A 21,045-nucleotide genomic window follows, 5' to 3' on the forward strand; every position below is an offset into this window, starting at 1 on the left:
ACACGCCCGCCCCCAAACCGTCGGGCCTGAGCCATCCCCGTTTCCAGGCCGCCCGTCACTGGACGACTCAGCGAGCCGTCCGCCACGCGACCCTCCGCTTCCTCCCGCCGCATCACCGCCTTTCCATCAGCACACCTCTGGCATCCGAGGCCCGTTCACGTCCCGCCGTGTATCGCGACGGCGGTAGTCGGTACGGCTGAACCCCCGCAAACAGTGCGCATTGAGACGACGGAATGGACCGCTCACATGACGATGTCGATCCGCCGGATGACGCTCGGCAGTGGCTACAAGTACCTGATGAGCTCGGTGGCGCAGAGCGACGGCGCCGCCCAGCAGGCGTCCGCTCTGACTCGGTACTACGCGGAGTCCGGCACTCCGCCCGGGCGGTTCATCGGCGACGGACTCGCGGGCCTAGACGGTGGCAACGGGGTCAGGCCAGGCAGCCAGGTGACGGAAGAGCACCTCTTCCGGATGCTCGGCATGTTGCAGGATCCCCTGACCGGCGAGCAGCTCGGCCGTCCGCCGCGACGACCGGCCGCCTCGTACAGCGATCGCGTGGCCGCCAGGATCGCCCGCGAGGTCAGGGGGCTCAGCGGCAAGTTGCGCGAGGAGGCGGTCCTCAGCATCAAGCGCGACGAGCGCATCGCGGAGACAAGAATGTTCCGCGCAGTCGCAGGATTCGACCTCACCTTCAGCGCACCCAAGAGCGTGAGCGTCGCGTGGGCTCTCGCGGACGCCGGGACACAGGGCGTCATCTACGACGCGCATCAGAAGGCCCTTGCCTACGTCGTGGCCTATGCCGAGCGGAGCGTCTTCAGCTCCCGGTCGGGGAAGAACGGCGTCGTCCAGGAGGACATCCGCGGGATCGTCGGCGCGGCCTTCGACCATTGGGACTCCCGGGCCGGCGACCCGCAGCTGCACACGCACGTCGTCGTGATGAACCGGGTGCAGGGCGGGGACGGGACCTGGCGGACGCTCGACTCCCGAGCACTGTTCCGCTCCGCCGTTGGGCTCTCCGAGTTGTACAACGGCGTCCTCTCCGATCTGCTGACCGAGGCCGTGGGCTGGGGATGGGACCCCACCCGCCGAGCCCATTCGTCGGTCCCCAAGTACGAGGTGGCTGGCGTGCCTGAAGCCCTGCAAAGGGAGTTCTCTAGGCGTTCGTCGGCCATCGAAACCGCCACCGACAAGCTCATCCCTGCCTTCGTGGAGGCCCACGGGCGCGGACCCAGCAGTCGGGAGATGCTGCGGCTCCGCCAACGCGCCACCTTGGAGACCCGGCCGGACAAGCACGTCAAACCCTTGGCCGAACTCGTCAGGGCTTGGCGCACAAGGGCCCAGAGCGTCCTCGAGGACGAGCCAGTCCCGTGGGTCAGCAGCTTGGGGGAGAGGAACGACCTGCCACTCCTGCGCGGCGACGACCTCACCAACGAGATGCTCGCCGAGGTTGCCTCCATCGCCGTCGACACAGTCGCGACCAAGCGGGCGACCTTCTCCCAGGCCAACGTCTTCGCCGAAGTTCTGCGGCAGCTACACGGCGTTCGATTCGCCAGCCCCAACGACCGGATGGCCGTAGTCGAGCGCACCGTGGGCCTCGCATTGAACGAGTCGCTGTCTCTCAGCGCCCCGGATCTGGCGCACACGCCAACACCCTTCACCAGATCGGATGGGACTTCACGCTTTCGCGCTCGCGGGCACGGGGTCTACACGACGCAGGCTCTGCTGGAGGCGGAGGCGAGACTTCTGGAGGCGAGCCGGCGCGCCGATGGACCACGCACCGGCATACGAGAAGTCGCCGATGTGGCCGATGCTAACTTGCCTGGCCGGGCGCATCCGCTATCCGCAGACCAGGCTCGCGCGGTCGAACAGATCGCGACGTCTGGCCGCCCCCTCGACCTCCTCGTGGGACCTGCGGGCACCGGCAAGTCCACCAGCATGTCCGGACTGCGGACCGTGTGGGAGAAGGCATTCGGCGCTGGCTCCGTGATCGGTCTTGCCCCCTCCGCGGCGGCCGCGAAGGTCCTGTCCCAGGAGTGTGGGATCCCCACGGAGAACACAAGCAAGTGGCTCACCGAGCACGCGCGCGAGGCGGAACGGCTTGCCGAGATCGACCGTCTCCGGGCCGAGGCACACCGTCAGGGACCGTCGATGCGCACCGCGGTCCTGCGCAGGCGTATCGACGAACTCACGGCCGAGGTGGAGCAGTGGCGGCTACATCCAGGCCAGCTCGTGATCGTAGACGAGGCATCCCTCGCAGGCACCTTCGGTCTGGACACGCTCACGGAGTCGGCGCAGAACGCCGGGGGGAAAGTCGTTCTCGTCGGAGACTGGGCGCAGCTCAGTCCTGTCGAGGCAGGCGGAGCATTCCACCTGCTCGCCCGCGACCGTGACGTCGTGCCCGAACTCACCGACGTTCGCAGGTTCGTCAACCACTGGGAGAAGACGGCCTCAGTGAACCTGAGGATCGGACGGTTGGAGGCCGTGGACGACTATCAGTCCCGGGACCGTGTCGAGGGCGGCGACCGCGAGTCGATGCTCGATCTGATGTATGCCGCCTGGCGCGAGGACGTCGCGGCTGGTCACCGCTCACTGATGATCGCCTCGGACAAGGAGACCGTCGCGGCACTGAACGAACGGGCGCGAGCAGTTCTCATAGCCGCAGGTCGGGTCGCGCGAAACGGCATACCGACGAGCAGCAGCGCACACATCGCTGTTGGAGACCTCGTGGTCACTAGGGAGAACAACAGGCGCCTCTCGTGTGGCCGGGGGTGGGTCAAGAACGGCGACCAGTGGGTCGTGGTGGCCGTCGCCACCGACGGTGCGGTGACCGTTGCGCGCACCACCGGGATGGGTATGCCGGGTGGCCGGCAGGTCGTCCTGCCCGCCGATTACGCGCGGGAGCACCTCGAGTTGGGGTACGCGACCACGGCTCACCGAGCGCAGGGCAGGACCGTCGACACCGCTCATGCGTTCATATCGGTGACGACACAGCGAGAGGTCCTGTACGTGTCTGCCACCCGGGGACGCGAGTCCAACAGGCTCTACGTCGACACGATGTACGACCCCGACATGGATACCCAGCACGGCATTCCGATGGAACGCGACGCCGGTGACGTGCTCCGAACGGTCCTCCAGACGCGTGGAGCCGACCTGTCGGCCACCGAGGCCATGGCAGCGGAGTGGGCCGAGCAGTACTCCATCAACCGCCTGTGGGCCGAGTACGACACGATCGTCGGTCTCGCGCAGCGCGAGCGGTACGACGACCTCCTCCGAGACAGCCTCGGAGATCGTGAAATGGTCGGAGAAGTCACGGAGTCCCAGGCGTACGGCCCGCTGCTTGCCGCACTGCGCGAGGCGGATTCACTGGGCCTGGATGTCGAACACGGACTGCCGGCCCTTGTGAAGGGCAGGTCACTAGCCACAGCCGATGACCCGACAGCCGTGCTCCATGGGCGGGTGGACCGCTGGATCAAGAGCGCTGATCGCTCGCGCCAGGTGAACTTGGAGCGGATTGCTGGTCTCTTTCCGAAGCCGGTCTTCACGGCCCAGTCGGATCTGCAGGACGGTCTCGATGACCGAGCTCGTCTCATCGAGGAGCGAGCCCGAGCCGCCGCGGAAGCTGCTGTCGAGAACGGCCAGCCCTGGGCGGCGCAGCTAGGCCGGCGCCCCGCTGACCCCGTGCGTCGCGAAGAGTGGATGCTGAGGCTGACCACCGTGGCTGCCTATCGGGAGCGCTGGGGGATCACCGACCGCTCCGTCCTCGGAACGACCGAAGCCCCATCCGTTGAGCAGGAGACGCAGAGGTGCCTGGCTCAAGCCGCCGTCGGGAGGGCGCTCGCCATGACGCGCGCTGAACGGGCGAATGTCGGCACCCTGGGGCACTCTGTTGAGCAGGGCGTTACGGAGGAAGGGGTGCAGATGTGAGCCCACGGAGCAGGGCCGCTGCCTCGGCGCAGCTGGCCCGAGAACGAACCGCGGCCTACGACGACGCGCGATCTCTGGCGATCGAGCTGGGCCGCGGCTCGCCCTTACGTGCCTTCGACGAGCTCGCGGCTGGAATCGTTCTGAGGCCAAATGAGACCGTCTATCGGTCAACAGATGCGTGGGTGCGAAGCCAGTTCTCGGGACGCTGGGGCGCGCCCCGCCCGGCTCGCGTCGTGGTCAGCGACCAGAGACTTCTCTGTCGGCTGCCCGACGGACGTTGGACCTCCCTTTGGTGGAACGGCGTCGTTGGGCTCCAGGTCGATCTTGCCGCAGAGCATGTCACCTTGGACTACGGAGACGGTGAGCCGATCGGGCTCTCCGGCATCCGCGCGCCCATCATCGGCGTCGCTGCCATCGCCTTCGTCCACGGTATCGAGGCATTGATCCGTCACCCAGCCCTGAATCCGTTGCGGGCCGGCACGGTCGTCGATGCGTGAGTGCACACCCCGTCCACCCGGCAAGCGGCATCAACCGGGGGACTGAAGCCCGCTCTGACGCCGTCGAACCACGAGTCTGTCTGTGCGTTCTCGGGACGGTCAGAGGGTGCGGGGACGAAGAAGGGCACCGATCGGGGAGGCTTTGCCCATCTCGTTCTGCTGGAGGGACGTACTCACGGGCTACTCGACCCAGACCTTGGAGGCAAGTTCCCAACGCAGGCTTGGGTGAGGTTCGGCCGGGTAGTCGCGTGCCCATCGGTACCAGTCGCGCTCGGCCATGACGGTGATGGCGAGGTCGCCGTCGTTGGTCATGCGGACGGGGCTGACCGCTCGTAGATCGGTTTCGACGCTGTCCCCTGCAACGACGACGCGGGCGCCCACGGGGTCGGGGTGTCCTTGCACTGAGTGAAGGGTTCGGAGCTCTGGCGTATTGGGGTCTCTGTTGAGGTTGTCCAACCAGACGACCGAACCCGGGTCTTCGGCCGGAGTGGTGGAGGAGACATATTGCTCGACCCAAACGCGTGAACGCCCGACGGCGAAGCGATTGGTGCTCTCGCAGTCGCCGTAGTAGTCCCGCTCCTCTTGGACCCAGACGGCGGGCTCGTCTACGCCTCTGACCTTGGGGACCACTTCCGAGACGATCCGCAGACTGTCTTTCCAGCCGTGGGCAAGCCAGTTGCCGTCATGGGTATAGCTGGTCATCAGGAACCGAGCCCGTCGCCCTGTGAGGGGCTCGTTGAGGCCGAGGGCGCGGCGAATCAGAAGTGCTGGGAAGTGGTCGTTGAGGCGCCCCACAGAGTCGTCACGATCGGTCATTTCGGCCTCAGCGAGATCGTCGAACTCTGCGCCGGTCATTGCTGGGATCCTGAATCAACGTCGTCCGTTGCGCCGTCAGGGCGGGCGACTAGGGCGAGTTGGGACGAGTAGTAGCGATTCTTGAGTACGTCGTGGACGACCTCGACCGTCTTGCCGGTGCGCGGTGCGTGGACCATCCCGCCTTGCCCGTCGTAGATGCCGACGTGGTGGTAGCTGCCGGGCGGGTCGCCGGGGGAGTGGAAGAACAGCAGGTCGCCTGCCCGAAGCTGCGATCCGGGAGGAACGTGGGGCAGGGCAGCGGCCTGGGCGTCGGTGACCCGGGGGAGTGTCCTTCCGGTGGCCTGGTGGTAGGCGTATTGGACCAGGGAGGAGCAGTCGAAACCGACCGTTGCGCTGCCCGGTCCGAATCCGTTCCCTGGCCCGCCGATGCCTCCACCGCCCCAGCTGTAGGGAGTGCCGAGGAACTGCAGGGCTGAGGCGACTGCGTTGGAGCCTTGGGTGCCGTCGCCGGTGTAGTCGGCAGTGGTGTAGCAGGTGGCGGACAGCACGGTCGGGTTGGCGACGATCTGTTGCGCGAGGGGTTCCCATCGGGCGTAGGCGTCGGGGAACGCACTGGCCTGCACTGCCTGGGCCGCGCTCGTGAGTGGCATGGCCTCGAAACCGTGGATCTGGACCAGCCCCTTCTGGCCGCCCTTGCCGCCTTCATAGAACATCCTGGCGGCGGTCTCGGGGTTGAGCCGGTCGGCGTCTGAGCCCCAGCCGGCGCGTTGCTGGAAGAGGCCGAGGCTGTCGAGGTGACCGTGGTCGAGGTTGGTGAGGCTGGACTCCTGCAGGGCGGTTGCGACGGCGATGACCCAGCCGTAGGCGGGCACGTTGAGCTGGCGGCCAACCGCGACGATGGTCTGGGCGTTGGCGAGCTGCTCCCCGCTCAGGTCCTGGGCGTTGGCGCCTGAGGTCGCAGCGAAGGCTGTGGTGGCGGTGGAGCAGTTCCCGGCGACCTGGGCCGTGCCTGAGTCGCTATCTCCGGTGGTGAACAGCAGCAGGACGATCAGGCCCGTCGCGAGGGCGCCGACCATGGCCACGGGCAGGACAATGAGCCCTAGGCGGATGAGGCGACGCAAGACGACCTTGCGGGCCATCTGCGCGGCGGCTGCGACCAGCGGGGCCGGCATGTCAGCTCCCTGAACTCGCTGTGGCTGGTGACAGCGAGGGGGTCGGTGCACCGGGTGGGGCGTCGTCCGGGGCGAGCGTGTTGGCTTTCCACGTGCCGCTCTGGTTGACCAGGTCAACGGCGATGCGGCCCCCGTCGGTGGGCACGCTAACGGTGGCGGTGGCGCCCTTGATCGACTTCAGGGCGGCGTCACCGGTGACTCGGGTGGCTGGGACTTGGGCTGGGTCAGTTCCAGTGAGGGCCGAAATGAGGGATGGGGTTCCCCAGCGTTTCATGCCGGTCAGCCACGGCGTCTCCCCGTGGGTGGTGGTCGACCAGGCAGTGACGAACGCTGTGGCCACCGCGACCGGGGAGCCAGCCGAGACCTTGGTTGGCGTGGTTGAACTCTGGCTTGCTGTGGCCGATTCAACTGGCGCCGTCGGGTCGCTGAGGGTGGTCGTCGCGGCGGGCACGGTGGGCACGGATGCGGTCAGGGGTGGCCGCGGGGCAGGCGCGGCCGAGGCTCCCACTCCGTTGGTCAAGCGGCCGAGGGCTGCGAGCAGGACGAGAGCCAGAACGGCCGTCAGGGTCAGGTTGCGCCATGACCACAGCGGCCATCGCACGGCGCGGCCGACTCCTCCGGCGTTCATTCCTCGGCTCGTTTCTGCAGGCTCAGGACCGTCTGCTTGGTGTCGGGGTCGTAGAGGCGTGGTCCGACACCGTCACGCCGGAATTGCGTGTGCGAGTCGTGGGCCAGGTTGGGGATCTCGCGGGCGTCCGCTGGGATCTGAGGGACTATCCGTCCGCTGATAGGGGTCTGTCCGCTTGTGGCTCGGACGTTCACAGGGTCGGGTTCCGGCGTCTGCCGGACTTCACCAGCGAGGGCGTATGCCGGGCTCTCGCGATCGGCGTCCGCCTCGGCAAAGTCGGGGGCAAAGCCGGGGCCTTGGTTCGCGGTGACGGAGTGCGCGGGCCTGGGTGCCTCAACGGAGCTGAGTTGAAGGTGTTGCGGCGCCGGCAGGCCTCTCTCGGACTCGGCGACGGTGGGGAAGTAGGCGGGTCGTCCGAAGGCTTCAGCGGGAAGCCCGGTGTGTCGGTAGCGACGGTGGACACCGGTGTCCTGCGTGGCTGCCTTCTCGTCGCCATCGGCCTTCTGGTTCTGGTTGGCGTTCTCGTTGGCTGCGTCGACGCCGTGTTGGGTGGCCAGTCGCCTGGAGGTGTAGTTCCAGATCTCACGCCCGCCACGTTTGGCCCAGCGTGGGCCTCCGGAGTGACCGAGGATGTTCGTGAACGACAGCAGGGGGAACAGCACGATGAACGCCGCCACGGTCGCCACCATGCACAGCACGATGCCCAGGACGCCCATGCCGGTCGTGGTGGCGCGGGACAGGACTGCCGAGATGATCGTGGCGTGGACCGCGGACCCGGCCGAGAACGCGACCACGTTGACCACCGCGGCACCGCCCATGCTGAACACGCGCCGCACGATCGATGCCATCGGGGCCATGACCCCAACGACGGCGATAGCGGGGAACAGCATGACCAGCAACCGCAGCATGACCAGGCCGGCAAAGAGGAAGATGTCGGCGGCCAGCCGGAACAGCAGGCTGAAAGTTGACCCGAGTGCGACCATCACACCGGTTCCTGCGCGACCACCGGCCTTACCCTGCAGGTAGCCGTACGCGACCGGGTCCTGCTTCTCAATCTCGGCGGCCGTCTTCTTCCAGTTCTCGGCCTTCTTCTCGGCGATCCGCTTGCCCGCATCGGGGTCCTGCTCTGCCTGGCGGGCTTCGGCCCAGGTGAAGGCGCTGGCCTTGAACAGGTCCGGGCCCCACTTCTTGGCCGCTGGGGAGTCCGTGGAGCCGAGCTCGCCGCGCAGCCAGTTGTCGTACAGGACGCGGTCGACCACCAAGGCCCCCTGGGCGCGTGCGGGATCGGACGAGGCGGGCAGGTTGGTCAGGCCGCTGACGCCGCTGCTGATCGCCGAGACGCTCGAGGTGACCGTGCTGTCGAAGAAGGTGGCGACCCGGGTCGGGTACTGGCCGATGCCGGCGACGATCGCTGTCACCAGCAGTGCCCACGCGGCGGCGGAGGTCACCGACGACAGTCGACCGCTCATCGAGTAGAACAGCAGCAAAGCACCGACTCCGACGAGTGCGGTGGCGCCCCAGGGGGACCAGATCGAGTCATGCAGCCGCTGCGTCACGCCGGCAACGACGTCGTCAAGCGGGGCCATGTACTCCTCGGGATGGGCAACCTTGTTGTGCAGCCCGTTGGTGGCTGCGGCACCCCACGTCGCGGCGGACATCAGGAAGTTGCCGGTCGCGGTGTCGATGCTGGCCTCGACGTCGCGCAGGCCACCACCGCAGCCAAGGTCGTAGGTGTGCCACCCGAGTCCGGCGTACCCGTATTGCTCGTACACGCTGGTCGAGGGATGGTCGGCGAACGGGTCGCGCGGTTCCGGTGGGGTCTTGGGCCGTTCGTCGAGGAACCCGGTTATCCCGGACCCGGGCAGCTGCGCCGTGGGTGCGTCCTTGCAGTCCGGCACACCTGGGATGGTCGGTGCCGCCGAAGCTGCCCCGGCCAGACCCACACCGACCCCGGCGAGGATCGCGCCGATGGCCAGCATGCGGCATATGACCCCCCGCAGAGCAGCCATGTCAGGCACTCTCCCTCTCGGGCTCGTCCTCGGCTGTCGTTGGGGTGGGGGAGAGCTCAGTTCGGGCCACCCGGTTGCGGGCCTGATCGGGCTGGGCCGTGGTGTTCAGCGCAGCCAGCAGGTGGGGGTGGGCGGACAGGTCCATGCGGATCCGTTCGATGCCGCCGGTGCCGTCGCTGAAGATGAACTCTCGAGACCCTCGGCGGCCTTCACGGGTCGGGCGGGACAGGGTGCCGAATATCGACTCGTAGCCCATTCCGTCGCGGATGCCGGGCAGGAACCGCAGCGCGTCGGTCTGGGCGTCCTCCCCCGTGAGGCGGCCGATGAACGCGGCCGAAATGAGGTTGGCCAAGTCGAGCTTGAGCAGGTCGGCGGGGTTCTGCGAGGCCATCAGCACGCGGGTGTTGTGCTTGCGGGAGTCGCGGGCGGCTCGGTCGATGAACCGGCGGCCGGTGCTGAAGGTGGACAGCGCCCACGCCTCGTCGATGAAGATTCCCTTGCGGGCGTTGACATCCCCGAGGTACATGCCGCGTTGGGTGAGCCACGCGGCAAGGTAGAGCACGCACATGGACAGTCGCTCGTCGAGGTCCTCACTGTTGGCGGTGGACTCGTCCGGCAGGGCAAGCCCGCGCAGGCTGTACACGGTCAACAGCGGGTTTTCCCGCCCGTAGTCCTGCTGGTACCCGGACGGGAAGATCAACCGGCCGTGGCTGGTTTTGGCAGCCTCGGTCAGGAAGTCCGCCATGTACCCGGCGTGGCGGCGCAGGTCCGGGTCTCCGTCCAGTCGCGTCAGTGCGTCGACGACCTCGTGGGTGGATGCGGTGTGCCTGGCCGACACCGCACCGACGGCACGCATCAAGGCCACCTCGGTCAGCATGTGGTCCTGCAGCTGCCGCGGCAGCATTGCCCGCAGCACCGACGAGGTGAGCAGGCGGCGGGTGTCCTCGGCCTGGTTCTGTGCCGTGCGCCAGTCCAACTCGGAGTCGTAGTGCTCACGGCGTGGTTCAGCGATGACGCGATAGGTGCACAGCGAGCCAGGTGGTGCGTCGAGCAGGTCGATCGCCTGGGACACCTCCGCCAGCTCCGGCAGACGGCACAACGCGGTCAGTCGCCCGGAAGGGTCGAGCACGGTCCACGGGACGCCCTGCATCACGGTGCGGTAGATGATGTTCCCGCCGGCAGTGGACTTGCCCCCGCCCAGACCCGCGCACAGGACCGCGAGACCGGACTCTTCTCGGGTCTCGGTGCTCTCCCACGGCTCCCACGTGACGACGCGGGCGCTGGTACCGGACGTCTCGCCGAGGTGGATCCCGACCCGGTCGCCCACCTTCGCGGTGGCGGCGGGGACTGCGGCGGCGAGGGTGGTCACCGGCATACGCCGCTTGTATGCCGTGGACGCCAGCTTCTCGCCGGGGATGAACTCGCGTGCGATGGCGTACTGGTCCGCGGGGCGGGCGATGGTGATCTGGGGCGTGTAGAGCTTGCGCAGCAGGCTGGCCCGCTCGAGTGCCTCCTCCTCCGATGCTCCGGAGACCGCAATGCGGTACCAGCCGGTGGTGCGGGTCGATAGCCCGGACAGGCCCATCGAGATCTCGTCCTCGACGCCCAGGGCCTTGTCGGCCTGACGGTCCAGGGCGCCGGGGGCGGGCTCGTGGTGCTCGACCTCGTAATGGTCCTTCTGGGCGCGGATCTTCTGGATGTTGCGACGCATCGCCATCCCCACCTTGGCGGAGTCCTCGATCGTGACCCGGGCGGACCACTCGACCGGGAAGCCGAGCTGGTCGGTGCGCTGCATCCACGGGATGCCGGCGGGGATCTCCAGGTCGGTCATCCGGCCGACGGACAGGACGCACACGTGCCGTTCGACGCGCTGGTTCTCGTTCTCCCCGATGACGCGCAGGGTGCGGGCGTAGGGTTCGGCGAACCATTGCACGTGGTCGGTGAACTCGTGCAGGTCCTCTTCCTCCCAGCGGCCGTCGTCGACAGCCCCGAGTGTCAGTGGTGCGGGTAGGCCGAGGGAGCAGGACCGGTGCAGCAGCCATTCCAGCTCGCGGGGTGTGACCGGTGCACCGTCCATGCCCGGGGCAACCATGATCTCGTCGGTGACGCGGATCTCCTTGGACAGGGCCGAGACCTCTCGGTCCGAGAACGTGCCGGCCAGCCCGCCGAGCGCTTTGTAGAGGCCCTTGCGTGCGGGGATCTCGACGCCGACGTAGACCTCCTTGTCGGCCATGCTGCGACCAGAAAGGTGCTGCTGGTCCGTCAGGAGGTGGTTGCGCCACCCGGGCAGCGGGGCCGGGGCGTTCTCGTCGTGTGCGGCGGCCCACCGACTCACCGGGTAGGGCCTGGTCGTGACCCGGATGTGCAGCTGACGCTTGACCAGTTGGGCGTACGCATCCGCACCATCGATGATCAGCTGCTCTCGCACGCTGTCTGGGCGGAAGGACCATCCCTGCGGATCGAGGAGGTACCAAGCCACGATCCGGTCGGCGGTCACCGTGCAATGGCCGCTGATCCGGCGCAGCGCTATCCCCGGCTTGCTCATGACGGAGCCTCTCTTGATGCTGGCTTGGCTTGAAGGCGGGCTGCCTTGCGTTGGGCCCGGCTCAGGCGTGTGGGGACGGCACGTACCCGAGCCGGGTGCATGAGGCCCACCGTGGGTCGGGTGCGCTCTCGCGGGGCGCCGACCTCGTGGGCAAATCCAGCGATGACCGAGCCGAGTGGCCGGTCTGCGTCTACGACGTTGAGGATGAGTCGGGTCATCCCGACGGTGACCAACAGGGTGTAGGCGAGGCTGAAGAACCCCAGGCCGATGCCTAGTCGTCTCTCGATGACCTGCAGGAGGACAAAGACCAGGGCGCCCACGGCGTACGCGACGTACCGCGCTCGGAAGGGCAGGGTCTTGTTGGGCGGACCCAGCCAGACGGCGTTGACGTTGTAGATCTCGTCATCGACGGGAAGTCGCATCGGATCAACCTGTGATGAGCCCGGCCATCCAGGCGCCGAGATTGTCAGCTTGACCACTGCTGGCGATGCCGAGCACGGCCAGAGCAACGACCACGCCGGCCACAACCTTCATGGCCTTGGCGTTGTCGCCGCGCTGAGCGAGCACGAAGAGCATCACCGCGATGAGCAGGAGCAGCAGTGGGATGACGTTGTCCTTGATCCAGGACTGCAGGCCGCCGGTGTTGGCGGCCGAGACGAGTGTGGTGTTCAGGGTGTGCATGATCGTCCCCAATCGGTTGGTGCGAGTGGCCACCCGCGCCACCATTAACTCGTCCGATACACCCTCAGTCCACCAATTGTCTGGGTTTGAGACGAGTTCTTACCGTTTGTTGACCTTCCGTTCCCCGCAGAAGTTCTCTGAGGGGCCTTTCCGCGAATCCGCTTCGGAGTCGACGCCGTCCTGATTGAATTGCCAACAGTTCGGGCGAACCTGGACCAAATCCCGACATCTCGAGCACGAAGGACACACGAACCACCATGGGCATGATGCGCAAGATGACCAGCCTCTCGAGTGCAGGGCTCGTTTCGTACCATTCGCCAAGCGAGAAGAAGGCGAACGCGGCCGCGAAGGAGGCCAGGGCCTCGATGAAGGTCGCCAGGGCAGAGGCGAAGCTGCTGAAGGCCCAGCGGAAGGCACTCAAGGGGGGCTAGTCCCGCCATTGGGGCTGTACGCGTTGCGCACCCTTCCGACGCCTGGGACTAACCAAGAGGTGCCTCGCCGCGGCGGGCTCACGCAAGCCGGTTAGGTTGGCCCTCGTCGGTTCAAATGAGAGGGAGACATGGCGCCAGTCGGCTTCGAGGACAAGGTCGCGTTCGTCTGGAAGGTTGCGGACAAGCTCCGAGGGACGTTCAAGCCGCACGAGTACGGCTCTGTGATGCTGCCGCTCCTTGTCCTGCGCCGTATGGACGTGGTCCTCGCCCCAACCAAGGAGCAAGTCCTCGACAAGGCCAAGGGGATCAAGGACCTCAACGAGGGGTACGACGCCCTCCTCAAGAAGACAGCCGGCCATCGCTTCTACAACACGTCCCCGCTGAGCTTCACCATGCTCCTCAACGACGACAAGAACCTCGCAGACAATCTCGCCGGCTACATCCGCAAGCTCTCCCCCGACGCCTACCGTGTCGTCGAGGCTTACAACCTCGACGACAAGATCCAGCGGATGGACCGTGCCGGGATCCTGTATGCCGTCGTGGCCGACTTCGCCGACCTCGACCTGCGTCCCAGCCAGGTCAGCAACGAGGCGATGGGCTACATCTTCGAAGAGCTCCTCCGGAAGTTCTCGGAGATGAGCAACGAAACCGCAGGCGAGCACTACACGCCGCGCGAGGTCATCCGCCTCATGGTCGACCTACTCCTCAGCGGCAAGACCTTCACGGAACTGCACGCCAACCCCAAGCCGGTCCGCACTGTCTACGACCCCGCCGCTGGCACCGGTGGAATGCTCATGTCTGCGATGCACCGCATCAAGGAGCTCAACCCCGCAGCCATCGTGGATGTCTTCGGTCAGGAACTCAACGATGAGACCTGGGCCATCGCGCAGTCCGACCTGATGATGCAGGAGATTGACCCAGCCAGAATGCGCAACGGCAACACCCTCACCGGTGACGCCTTCCCGACCAAGAAGTTCGACTTCATCCTAGCCAACCCGCCCTACGGCGTGGACTGGAAGGCCTACGCCAAGCCGATCAAGGACGAGTCCGAGAAGCAGGGCCACAACGGCCGCTTCGGCGCCGGTCTCCCGCGCATCTCCGACGGCTCGTTCCTGTTCCTCCAGCACATGCTGTCGCACATGAAGCCGAACGGCTCTCGCGTCGGCATCGTCCTGTCCGGCTCGCCGCTCTTCTCCGGCCAAGCAGGGTCGGGCGAATCCGAGATCCGTCGCTGGATCCTCGAGAACGACTGGCTCGAAGGCATCGTCGCCCTGCCGGACCAGATGTTCTACAACACCGGCATCTCCACGTATGTGTGGATCCTCACCAACGACAAGGCCGAACAGGACCGCGGCAAGGTCAAACTCATCGACGCTCGCGATCTCGGCACGAAGATGCGGAAGTCGTTGGGAGACAAGCGCAAAGAGCTCACCAACGCTGCGATTGCCGACATCGTCCAGCTCTACGGGGCCGCCCTTGACGAGGGATCGGACGACACTCGCGTCAAGGTCCTGAGCAACGAGACCTTCGGGTTCCAGCGCATCACGGTCGAACGCCCGATGCGCCGCCGTTGGGAGGTCACCCCGGAAGCCGTTGCCTCTCCTCCGTTTGATGCGTATGCCGGCCTGCTGGGTCAGTGTTTCGACTCCGAGAAGGCGCTGCTCGCCGAGACGGGCGGCCTGACGGCCACCCAGAAGAGGGCCTTCGCCAAGGCGTGTTCGGTCGCTGACCCCGAGGCACCCACCATGACCAAGCGTGGCGGGTCACCTGAGCCGGACCCGGATCTGCGCGATGCCGAGAACGTGCCGCTGCCTGAGGGGTGGCTTAATCTTGATGGACCACAGCGCGTGAAGGCGCTCGTCGACGCGGCAGAAGCGCATTTGGAGAACGAGATCCGGCCGTACGTCGGCGACGCCTGGATCGATCACACCAAGACCAAGGTCGGCTTTGAGATCCCCTTCACCCGCCAGTTCTACGTCTATACACCGCCGCGACCCGTCGATGAGATCGCCAACGAGATCAAGACTTTGGAGTCCCAGATCCGGTCTTGGATGAACGGGCTCTTGGCGTGACTCTTGCAGGCCGCGAAGTCCGACTCGGAAGGCTCTTTGAGCGCCGAAAGGTTCTCGGCCACGTCGATGAGCCGATGCTGTCTGTCTTTCGACAGCACGGGGTTGTATTCAAGGACGCACTGACGAACCACAATCAGACGGCGGAAGACCGCGGCATCTATCAACTCGTGGAGCCGGGATGGCTGGCCGTTAATCGCATGAAGGCCTGGCAGGGGGCTCTTGGCATCTCTGCGCTCAGGGGAATCATGTCCGGCCACTACATCTGCTTCGCCCCAGTCCACGAGGAAGTTGACCGCTACTTGCATTACTTGCTCCGATCGCCCGAGTACACGGCTCACTTCGCGTCGATCTCCAGGGGCGTTCGCACTGGCCAGATCGAGATTGACAACGACCAGCTCGCTGCGACCCCTCTGTTCCTCCCCGATCCGAGAGAGCAGCTGAGGATTGCGGACTTCCTCGATGACCGAGTCGCCCGCATCGACCGCATCATCGCGGCCCGCCAAGCGCAGTTGAAGCTGGCTGCATCCACTCAACTGGAGTTGGCGCGCGGACTCACCACCGGTAGTGAGCAAATAGGTGCTGTCGAAACTGGGATCGCATGGATGCCCAAGGTCGGCGGTGATCATGACCTGTGGCGAGTAGGTCAGGCGTTCACAACAGGGAGCGGCACCACGCCACTCTCAACTGACACCAGCTACTACGACGGCGACGTTCCGTGGGTGACCACATCAGACCTACGAGACCGCAGCATCTCGTCGGTGCCACGCACGGTAAGTGCGGAGGCAATCCGAGACCATTCAGTCCTCAAGGTGTATCCCGTTGGCACGCTCCTTGTTGCCATGTACGGGGCTACGGTGGGGCGTGCTGGGCTCCTCGGCATCCCCGCGACGGTCAATCAGGCATGCTGTGCCCTCGAAGCACGAGGGCCTGTCGGAAATGAGTACGCCTTCTACTGGTTCTTGGCTCATAGGGGAGAAGTCATGGGCTTGGCTTCCGGAGGGGGGCAACCCAACATCAGCCAACAGGTTGTGCGCAGCCTCCGTATCCCCGCCCCTGACATCGGGAAGCAGCGAGAGGTCGTGCGCGAACTTCGCCGACAGGAACTCCAGAGTCAATTGGCGCAGCGGACCTTCTCCCGGTCGGTGACCCTTCTCAACGAGTACAAACAGTCGTTGATCACAGCGGCCGTGAAGGGTGAGTTGGATGTCACCACTGCTGGGAGCGGAGTACCTGGATGAGGGTGGGTCAATGACGATCACGCAGGAAGCAGCGTTCGAGAGCAACATCGAGGCGGCGCTGCTCGATGAGGGTTGGCACAAACTCGAGCCCACGGCATACAACCGAAGTGGTGGACTCTTCGAGGACGAGGTCCTCGCGTTCGTTCAGCAGTCGCAGCCGAAGGCATGGGCTCAGCTCGTCAAGCGTCACGGTGGCGATACCACCGCGAAGCAGAAGTTCATCAAGGTCGTCTCGGACGCCATTGACCACCGAGGCACCATCAGCGTTCTACGGAGTCCGGTCAAGGACTCTGGCGTCAGCGTGCGCCTCTGCTACTTCAAGCCGGCGAGTGGGCTCAGTGGGGAACAGGGGGCGCGCTATGCAGCGAACCGTCTTGGTGTCGTCCGCCAGCTCCACCACTCGGAGTCCAACACCTTCGACTCCGTGGACCTCGCCCTTGTCGTCAACGGGATCCCCGTCGCGACCGCCGAACTCAAGAACCCGCTGACCGGGCAGGGCATCGAGCAGGCGATGACGCAGTACCGCACGGACCGCAACCCACACGATCTGATCTTCGCCAAGCGCACCTTGGTCCACTTCGCTGTTGATCCGCACCTTGTCGCCATGACGACGAAGCTCGCGGGTCAGGACACGCGGTTCTTGCCCTTCAACCTCGGCACGGCCGGACCGGGTCGGCCGGGCGCCGCCGGCAACCCGATGATGCCCGGGATCTACAGCACCGAGTACCTGTGGCGGGAGGTCTGGCAGCGAGACAGCTGGCTCGACCTGCTTGGCAGCTTCATCCACGTCGAGGATTCGCGGGTCCTCTTTCCGCGGTTCCATCAGTGGCACGCCGTCCGCTCACTCATCGAGGCGACCCGCAAGGACGGGGCGGGAGTCGACCGTCTGGTCCAGCACTCGGCGGGGTCGGGCAAGTCCAACACGATCGCGTGGACCGCTCACGCCTTATCGCGGCTCCATGGCGAGGACGATCAGCCGATCTTCGACAAGGTGGTCGTGATCACTGACCGCCGCGTCCTGGACCGACAGCTGCAGGAGACCGTTGCTGGGCTGGAGCACACCCCCGGGACCATCGTGCGTATCGATCAGCACTCGACTCAGCTCAAGGAAGCGTTGTCCGGCAACGCTGCTCGCGTCATCATCACGACGCTCCAGAAGTTCCCGGTGGTCGCCAAGCTCGCTGCCGAAGAAGGCGCGGCTGGCGAGGGCAAGGACATCGTGGGCCGCCGTTTCGCGATCATCATCGATGAGGCCCACTCGTCCTCCTCGGGTGATTCGGTGTCAAAGATGAAGAAGGTCCTCAAGGGGGAGGCTGCTCTCCAGGAGGCGGAGGCCGAGGAGGCTCTCGCGGTCAAGTCCTCATCGTCTGAGGATCTGCTGCTGGCCAGCGCCCTGAATCGAGGCAAGAAGCAGAACCTCTCGTTCTTCGCCTTCACGGCGACTCCCAAACCGAAGACGCTGGACACCTTCGGCCAGCTCGACGCGGACGGACACAAGCGGCCGTTCCACACCTACTCGATGCGGCAGGCGATCGACGAGGGCTTCATCCTTGACGTGCTCGCGAATTACACGACGTACGCGACGTACTACAAACTCGCAAACACGCATCCTCGCAACGACCCCGAGATGGACGCGTCGAAGGCGAAGGCGGCGCTTGCGGCATACGTTTCCCTACATCCGTATCAGCTGGAGCAGAAGGCTCAGGTCATCGTCGAACACTTCCGGCAGAAGTCCGCCGGGAAGATTGACGGCCACGCCAAGGCCATGGTGGTGACCCGCTCTCGCCTGCACGCGGTGCGAATGAAGCAGGCGCTCGACGCATACATCACGAGGATGGGGTACACCGCAGGCGAGCGACCTCTAAGGACGCTGGTGGCGTTCTCCGGGACGGTGACCGACCCTGATGCGCAGGACCTGTCGTGGACTGAGGCCAGCATCAATGGTTTTCCTGAGACGCAACTGCCGAAGCGATTCACGGAGGATGAGTTTCAGGTGCTTGTGGTCGCGGAGAAGTACCAGACCGGGTTCGATCAGCCGTTGCTCCACACCATGTACGTCGACAAGAAGCTCTCCGGTGTGAAGGCCGTGCAGACGCTGTCCCGCCTCAACCGGACGCACCCTGGGAAGGTCGACACCTTCGTCCTCGACTTCGCCAACACGAGCGATGAGATCAAGGAAGCGTTCAGCGAGTTCTATGAGGAATCGTTCGCGACGCCGACCGAGCCGAACCTGCTCTATGGGTGGGAGCACGACCTCATGGCTGCTGGGGTGTTGTCGATGCCCGAGATGGAAGCGGCGGTGGGGGCTCTGTTGTCGGAGGACCCGGCCCAGCAGTCGGTGATCTACAGCAATCTCGGCTTCGCTGTCGGACGGTTCGTTGGGCTGGAGGAGGAGGCGCAGGACGAGTTCCGGGGGAAGCTGCAGAGCTTCTGTCGGGCGTATGCGTTCGTTGCGCAGGTCATGCCCTTCACCGACACCGACCTGGAGCGACTGTTCCTCTATGGTCGGATGCTGCTCGTCGAACTGCCCGGTTCCGAGAACGACCCGATGCCGCAGCTGAGCAAGTCCGTGCAACTCACGCACCTGCGTATCGCGGTCACGTCGGAAGTTGCGATCGAACTACAGGCGTCCGACGAGCCTGGGAACGCGTTCCCCGGGGAGGGCAAGGGCAAGCAGGTCGACCCGGTCATGGACAAGCTGTCCGCGCTGATCTCCGCGATGAACGAGAAGTATGGCGCCGACCTGGGCGAGCCCGACAAGGTCTGGGTCGACCAGCAGTGGTCGGTCGTCAAGGGCGATGACCAGATGCGAGCCGTGGCTGAGAACAACGACCGCAGTCAGTACGAGCAGGTGCTTTGGCAGAAGATCAAGGACCTGGTCGTCGAACGACACGACAAGAACGGCGTCCTCTTCGACATGTTCTTCGCCAACCCCGACTTCCAGACCTCGCTAGTCAACTACCTCGCCGGCACCTACGACGAGTTCCGGAGTGAGGTAGCGGGTTGAGTGCTGAGCGGTTCACACTCCAACACGAGCTCCACGCTTCCCTGGCGGACGGCTTCCCAATCCCGGAGATTCGGCCGCGCGACGGCGAGACCTACTCGCATGTCGGGACGGGCGGTTGGGACGGATACTGGCCGCCGGAGGACTCGGCCGTGCCTCCGGACTTGGACTGGACCGAGGCGCACCAAGTGCTTGTCCTCGCCGCGTACCAGAAGGAGTGGGGGCGGTTCCTTGAGGACAACCAGACGTTTGCGATCGTGTGGCCACCTCGTGGATACCTGACGACCGATGGGTACCTAGGTGAGGGAGAACTTGGCGCTTGCATCGAGCACGGCGAGGAAGACTGCGGGGACTGCCTCGAGTTCAAAGGCATGCCGGGCGAAATTGCGTCAGCCCAATGGGAGTGGTCAGTGACAATCGAGACGTACGAGTGGGAGGAAACCGCCGGCTCGCTTGAGGACACGGAGAGCTTCCAGTTTATGACGACACTGATGGACCCCCGGGATGTCGACTATCAGGCATGAATCGTGCCTAGGTTCTCGCCTAGGCTAGGCAACTTGCGACGACCTGGGCGCGTGCGCGAAGTTGAAGGCGAACTTTCCGAGACAGCCAGCAACCGACTAGAAGACGGTTAGCCCAAGGCTCTCGGCGGCAACCTTGAGGTCATCGTCCTGCTCGATGCCGTGGATTGCGCTGGAGACTCGCTCCCTCACCCGTTCGGCTGCCGGAGACCCATCGTCGGTGGCGCGCAGCCACACGGCCCAGCAGCGACCATCTACTCCCCACTTCGATGGGAACGCGATGCCATCGGCTTGCCAGCCGTCATCCAGAATCAGGCCGTGCAGGAGAGTGGCAATGGCGCAGGTGAGCACGCGGTCCCGTCCGACAAGATCCTCGAGTGTGAGCCGGCGAGTAGGTGCGAGCAAAGAGGCGAAGGGCCCGTCCGCGCTGTTTAGTGCGGCGAGACTGTCGCCGTGGGTAATATCAATGAACCAGCCCGAACTTGGAAGCTCCAGTTCGTAAATGGTTCGTTCATCGCGCCACTGTCGCGCGATGTGTTCTGGGGGCATGCGACCTGCCCAGTCGCGCCGAATCGAGTCCAAGACTGACTCCGTGCCGTTGTTGCCGTCTTCGAAGACGTCGGTCATTGACGTTTCCGCCAAGGACGGTGACGGCGCGAGATACGCGAGCACCTCTTGATATGCGTAGCGGCGCGGAGCCGCTCCATAGATGGTTCGGTGTCCGGCGGCGTCCCAGCGACCCCAGCGGCCGGCGGTGGTGAGGTCGCTTGGGCGAAGGGGCGGGTTTAGGGCACCCCAAGATGGCTTTTGAACGCGCCAAAAGCGCTGGCCCGACGGGGGTGAAAGCCTCAATCCTGTTGCTTCGCAGGTGCGGCTCGATTCAGCCGAAGGCGCGGCAGTCACCCGTCCGTACCGCTAACGAAGGCGGCCGCAGCGTCCAATACTTCTTGAATGTCGCCTTCCCGTAGGGCCTCGAGGGGGGAGACCTCACCGAGCCGAGGATTACTGCCAATGAACCAGTTGCGAGCTATGTAATCGCTTTCCGCTGTTGACACCTGCATCCAGGCCCTATGCGCCGCCAACAGTCGCTTCCGTGCCTCCGGTCGCGGCTCTGCTGCGTCGGCTCGGGCCCAGCGACTCGCCTGCTTGGCATCCTTGGCACCAGCGAGGAGGGAGACGGCCGTCAGCCCCAAATGGCTAAGGAGTTGGCGCGTCGTTTCGTGGATGTCCTGCCGTGTGGTGTCGGCGTGTGTCGAGATCTGAGTGGGTGCCATCAATCCTCCTTGTGGAGAGCCTGACGTTACGCTTAAGCCACCGAAAAAGCAACTACAAAGCCACCCTAAGGAGGCCGTGATGCGCAGTGTAGTGGCCGACTCCGGCGGGCGCGCGTGTCTGCCGAGTCTGGTGGTGAGGACTTTCTCTACTGGCTTAAACGCGGCTCCGCCGCGAGCCGCGCCTGCGGCGCGGCCATGCCGGGTATGCGGCCTGGCGGCCGTTCCGGGCGCGG

The 21,045-nt window shown here is 65.5% G+C and carries 14 protein-coding genes; 7 read left to right on the top strand and 7 right to left on the bottom strand.

All coding sequences use genetic code 11. The features are described 5' to 3' along the window. Window positions 1–246: 246 nt before the first annotated feature. Window positions 247–3,924, top strand: coding sequence for a MobF family relaxase (mobF, locus tag AC1DXJ_RS11835; RefSeq protein ID WP_477637046.1), 3,678 nt, complete (start codon window positions 247–249; stop codon window positions 3,922–3,924). 233 nt (window positions 3,925–4,157) lie between these two features. Further along, window positions 4,158–4,421, top strand: a complete 264-nt coding sequence (locus AC1DXJ_RS11840) for a hypothetical protein (protein WP_477637047.1) — start codon at window positions 4,158–4,160, stop codon at window positions 4,419–4,421. A gap of 180 nt (window positions 4,422–4,601) precedes the next feature. Here AC1DXJ_RS11840 and AC1DXJ_RS11845 read toward each other — a convergent pair whose 3' ends face one another. From AC1DXJ_RS11845 to AC1DXJ_RS11870, 6 genes are all read right to left on the bottom strand, one after another. Continuing rightward, the gene (locus AC1DXJ_RS11845) at window positions 4,602–5,276 is read right to left on the bottom strand and encodes a hypothetical protein (protein WP_477637048.1); all 675 of its coding nucleotides are present in this window, start codon (window positions 5,274–5,276) and stop codon (window positions 4,602–4,604) included. Further along, the gene (locus AC1DXJ_RS11850) at window positions 5,273–6,409 is read right to left on the bottom strand and encodes a C40 family peptidase (RefSeq protein WP_477637049.1); all 1,137 of its coding nucleotides are present in this window, start codon (window positions 6,407–6,409) and stop codon (window positions 5,273–5,275) included. Before AC1DXJ_RS11850 ends, AC1DXJ_RS11845 begins: the two co-directional genes overlap by 4 nt. A gap of 624 nt (window positions 6,410–7,033) precedes the next feature. Then, complete coding sequence (locus tag AC1DXJ_RS11855) at window positions 7,034–9,046, bottom strand: hypothetical protein (protein WP_477637050.1); 2,013 nt, start codon at window positions 9,044–9,046, stop codon at window positions 7,034–7,036. Between the two features lies 1 nt (window position 9,047). Further along, the gene (locus AC1DXJ_RS11860; RefSeq protein WP_477637051.1) at window positions 9,048–11,591 is read right to left on the bottom strand and encodes an ATP-binding protein; all 2,544 of its coding nucleotides are present in this window, start codon (window positions 11,589–11,591) and stop codon (window positions 9,048–9,050) included. After that, window positions 11,588–12,013 (bottom strand): hypothetical protein, encoded by a 426-nt coding sequence (locus AC1DXJ_RS11865; RefSeq protein WP_477624976.1) that lies wholly within the window; start codon window positions 12,011–12,013, stop codon window positions 11,588–11,590. The genes AC1DXJ_RS11860 and AC1DXJ_RS11865 overlap by 4 nt, the downstream gene beginning before the upstream one ends. 4 nt (window positions 12,014–12,017) lie before the next feature. Then, window positions 12,018–12,272 carry a hypothetical protein gene (locus AC1DXJ_RS11870; RefSeq protein WP_477637052.1) on the bottom strand — a complete coding sequence of 85 codons (255 nt, stop codon included), beginning with the start codon at window positions 12,270–12,272 and terminating at the stop codon, window positions 12,018–12,020. 275 nt (window positions 12,273–12,547) lie between these two features. Here AC1DXJ_RS11870 and AC1DXJ_RS11875 point away from each other — a divergent pair, with 275 nt between their 5' ends. The 5 genes from AC1DXJ_RS11875 to AC1DXJ_RS11895 all read left to right on the top strand — a co-directional run bounded on the left by AC1DXJ_RS11875 (window position 12,548) and on the right by AC1DXJ_RS11895 (window position 19,541). Then, a complete protein-coding gene (locus tag AC1DXJ_RS11875) occupies window positions 12,548–12,703 on the top strand; it encodes a hypothetical protein (protein WP_477637053.1) in 156 nt (51 codons plus the stop codon). Window positions 12,704–12,831: 128 nt separating this feature from the next. Then, window positions 12,832–14,775 (top strand): type I restriction-modification system subunit M, encoded by a 1,944-nt coding sequence (locus AC1DXJ_RS11880; RefSeq protein WP_477637054.1) that lies wholly within the window; start codon window positions 12,832–12,834, stop codon window positions 14,773–14,775. Next, entirely contained in the window at window positions 14,772–16,013 is a 1,242-nt protein-coding gene (locus AC1DXJ_RS11885; RefSeq protein ID WP_477637055.1) for a restriction endonuclease subunit S, read from the top strand. Before AC1DXJ_RS11880 ends, AC1DXJ_RS11885 begins: the two co-directional genes overlap by 4 nt. Before the next feature lie 10 nt (window positions 16,014–16,023). Further along, window positions 16,024–19,020: a type I restriction endonuclease subunit R gene (locus AC1DXJ_RS11890; protein ID WP_477637056.1), complete on the top strand. Its 2,997-nt coding sequence runs from the start codon at window positions 16,024–16,026 to the stop codon at window positions 19,018–19,020. After that, complete coding sequence (locus AC1DXJ_RS11895) at window positions 19,017–19,541, top strand: hypothetical protein (protein ID WP_477637057.1); 525 nt, start codon at window positions 19,017–19,019, stop codon at window positions 19,539–19,541. Before AC1DXJ_RS11890 ends, AC1DXJ_RS11895 begins: the two co-directional genes overlap by 4 nt. A 96-nt stretch (window positions 19,542–19,637) precedes the next feature. Here the strand turns inward: AC1DXJ_RS11895 and AC1DXJ_RS11900 are convergent, their stop codons facing one another. Continuing rightward, window positions 19,638–20,165, bottom strand: coding sequence for a hypothetical protein (locus tag AC1DXJ_RS11900; RefSeq protein ID WP_477637058.1), 528 nt, complete (start codon window positions 20,163–20,165; stop codon window positions 19,638–19,640). Window positions 20,166–21,045 lie beyond the last annotated feature (880 nt).

The organism is Pedococcus sp. P2_D9 (assembly GCF_056404275.1).

Coding starts and splice junctions, on each gene's coding strand:
- mobF (WP_477637046.1), top strand. CDS start 247: ATGACGATGTCGATCCGCCGGATGACGCTCGGCAGTGGCTACAAGTAC.
- AC1DXJ_RS11845 (WP_477637048.1), bottom strand. CDS start 5,276: ATGACCGGCGCAGAGTTCGACGATCTCGCTGAGGCCGAAATGACCGAT.
- AC1DXJ_RS11850 (WP_477637049.1), bottom strand. CDS start 6,409: ATGCCGGCCCCGCTGGTCGCAGCCGCCGCGCAGATGGCCCGCAAGGTC.
- AC1DXJ_RS11855 (WP_477637050.1), bottom strand. CDS start 9,046: ATGGCTGCTCTGCGGGGGGTCATATGCCGCATGCTGGCCATCGGCGCG.
- AC1DXJ_RS11860 (WP_477637051.1), bottom strand. CDS start 11,591: ATGAGCAAGCCGGGGATAGCGCTGCGCCGGATCAGCGGCCATTGCACG.
- AC1DXJ_RS11865 (WP_477624976.1), bottom strand. CDS start 12,013: ATGCGACTTCCCGTCGATGACGAGATCTACAACGTCAACGCCGTCTGG.
- AC1DXJ_RS11870 (WP_477637052.1), bottom strand. CDS start 12,272: ATGCACACCCTGAACACCACACTCGTCTCGGCCGCCAACACCGGCGGC.
- AC1DXJ_RS11875 (WP_477637053.1), top strand. CDS start 12,548: ATGACCAGCCTCTCGAGTGCAGGGCTCGTTTCGTACCATTCGCCAAGC.
- AC1DXJ_RS11880 (WP_477637054.1), top strand. CDS start 12,832: ATGGCGCCAGTCGGCTTCGAGGACAAGGTCGCGTTCGTCTGGAAGGTT.
- AC1DXJ_RS11890 (WP_477637056.1), top strand. CDS start 16,024: ATGACGATCACGCAGGAAGCAGCGTTCGAGAGCAACATCGAGGCGGCG.
- AC1DXJ_RS11900 (WP_477637058.1), bottom strand. CDS start 20,165: ATGACCGACGTCTTCGAAGACGGCAACAACGGCACGGAGTCAGTCTTG.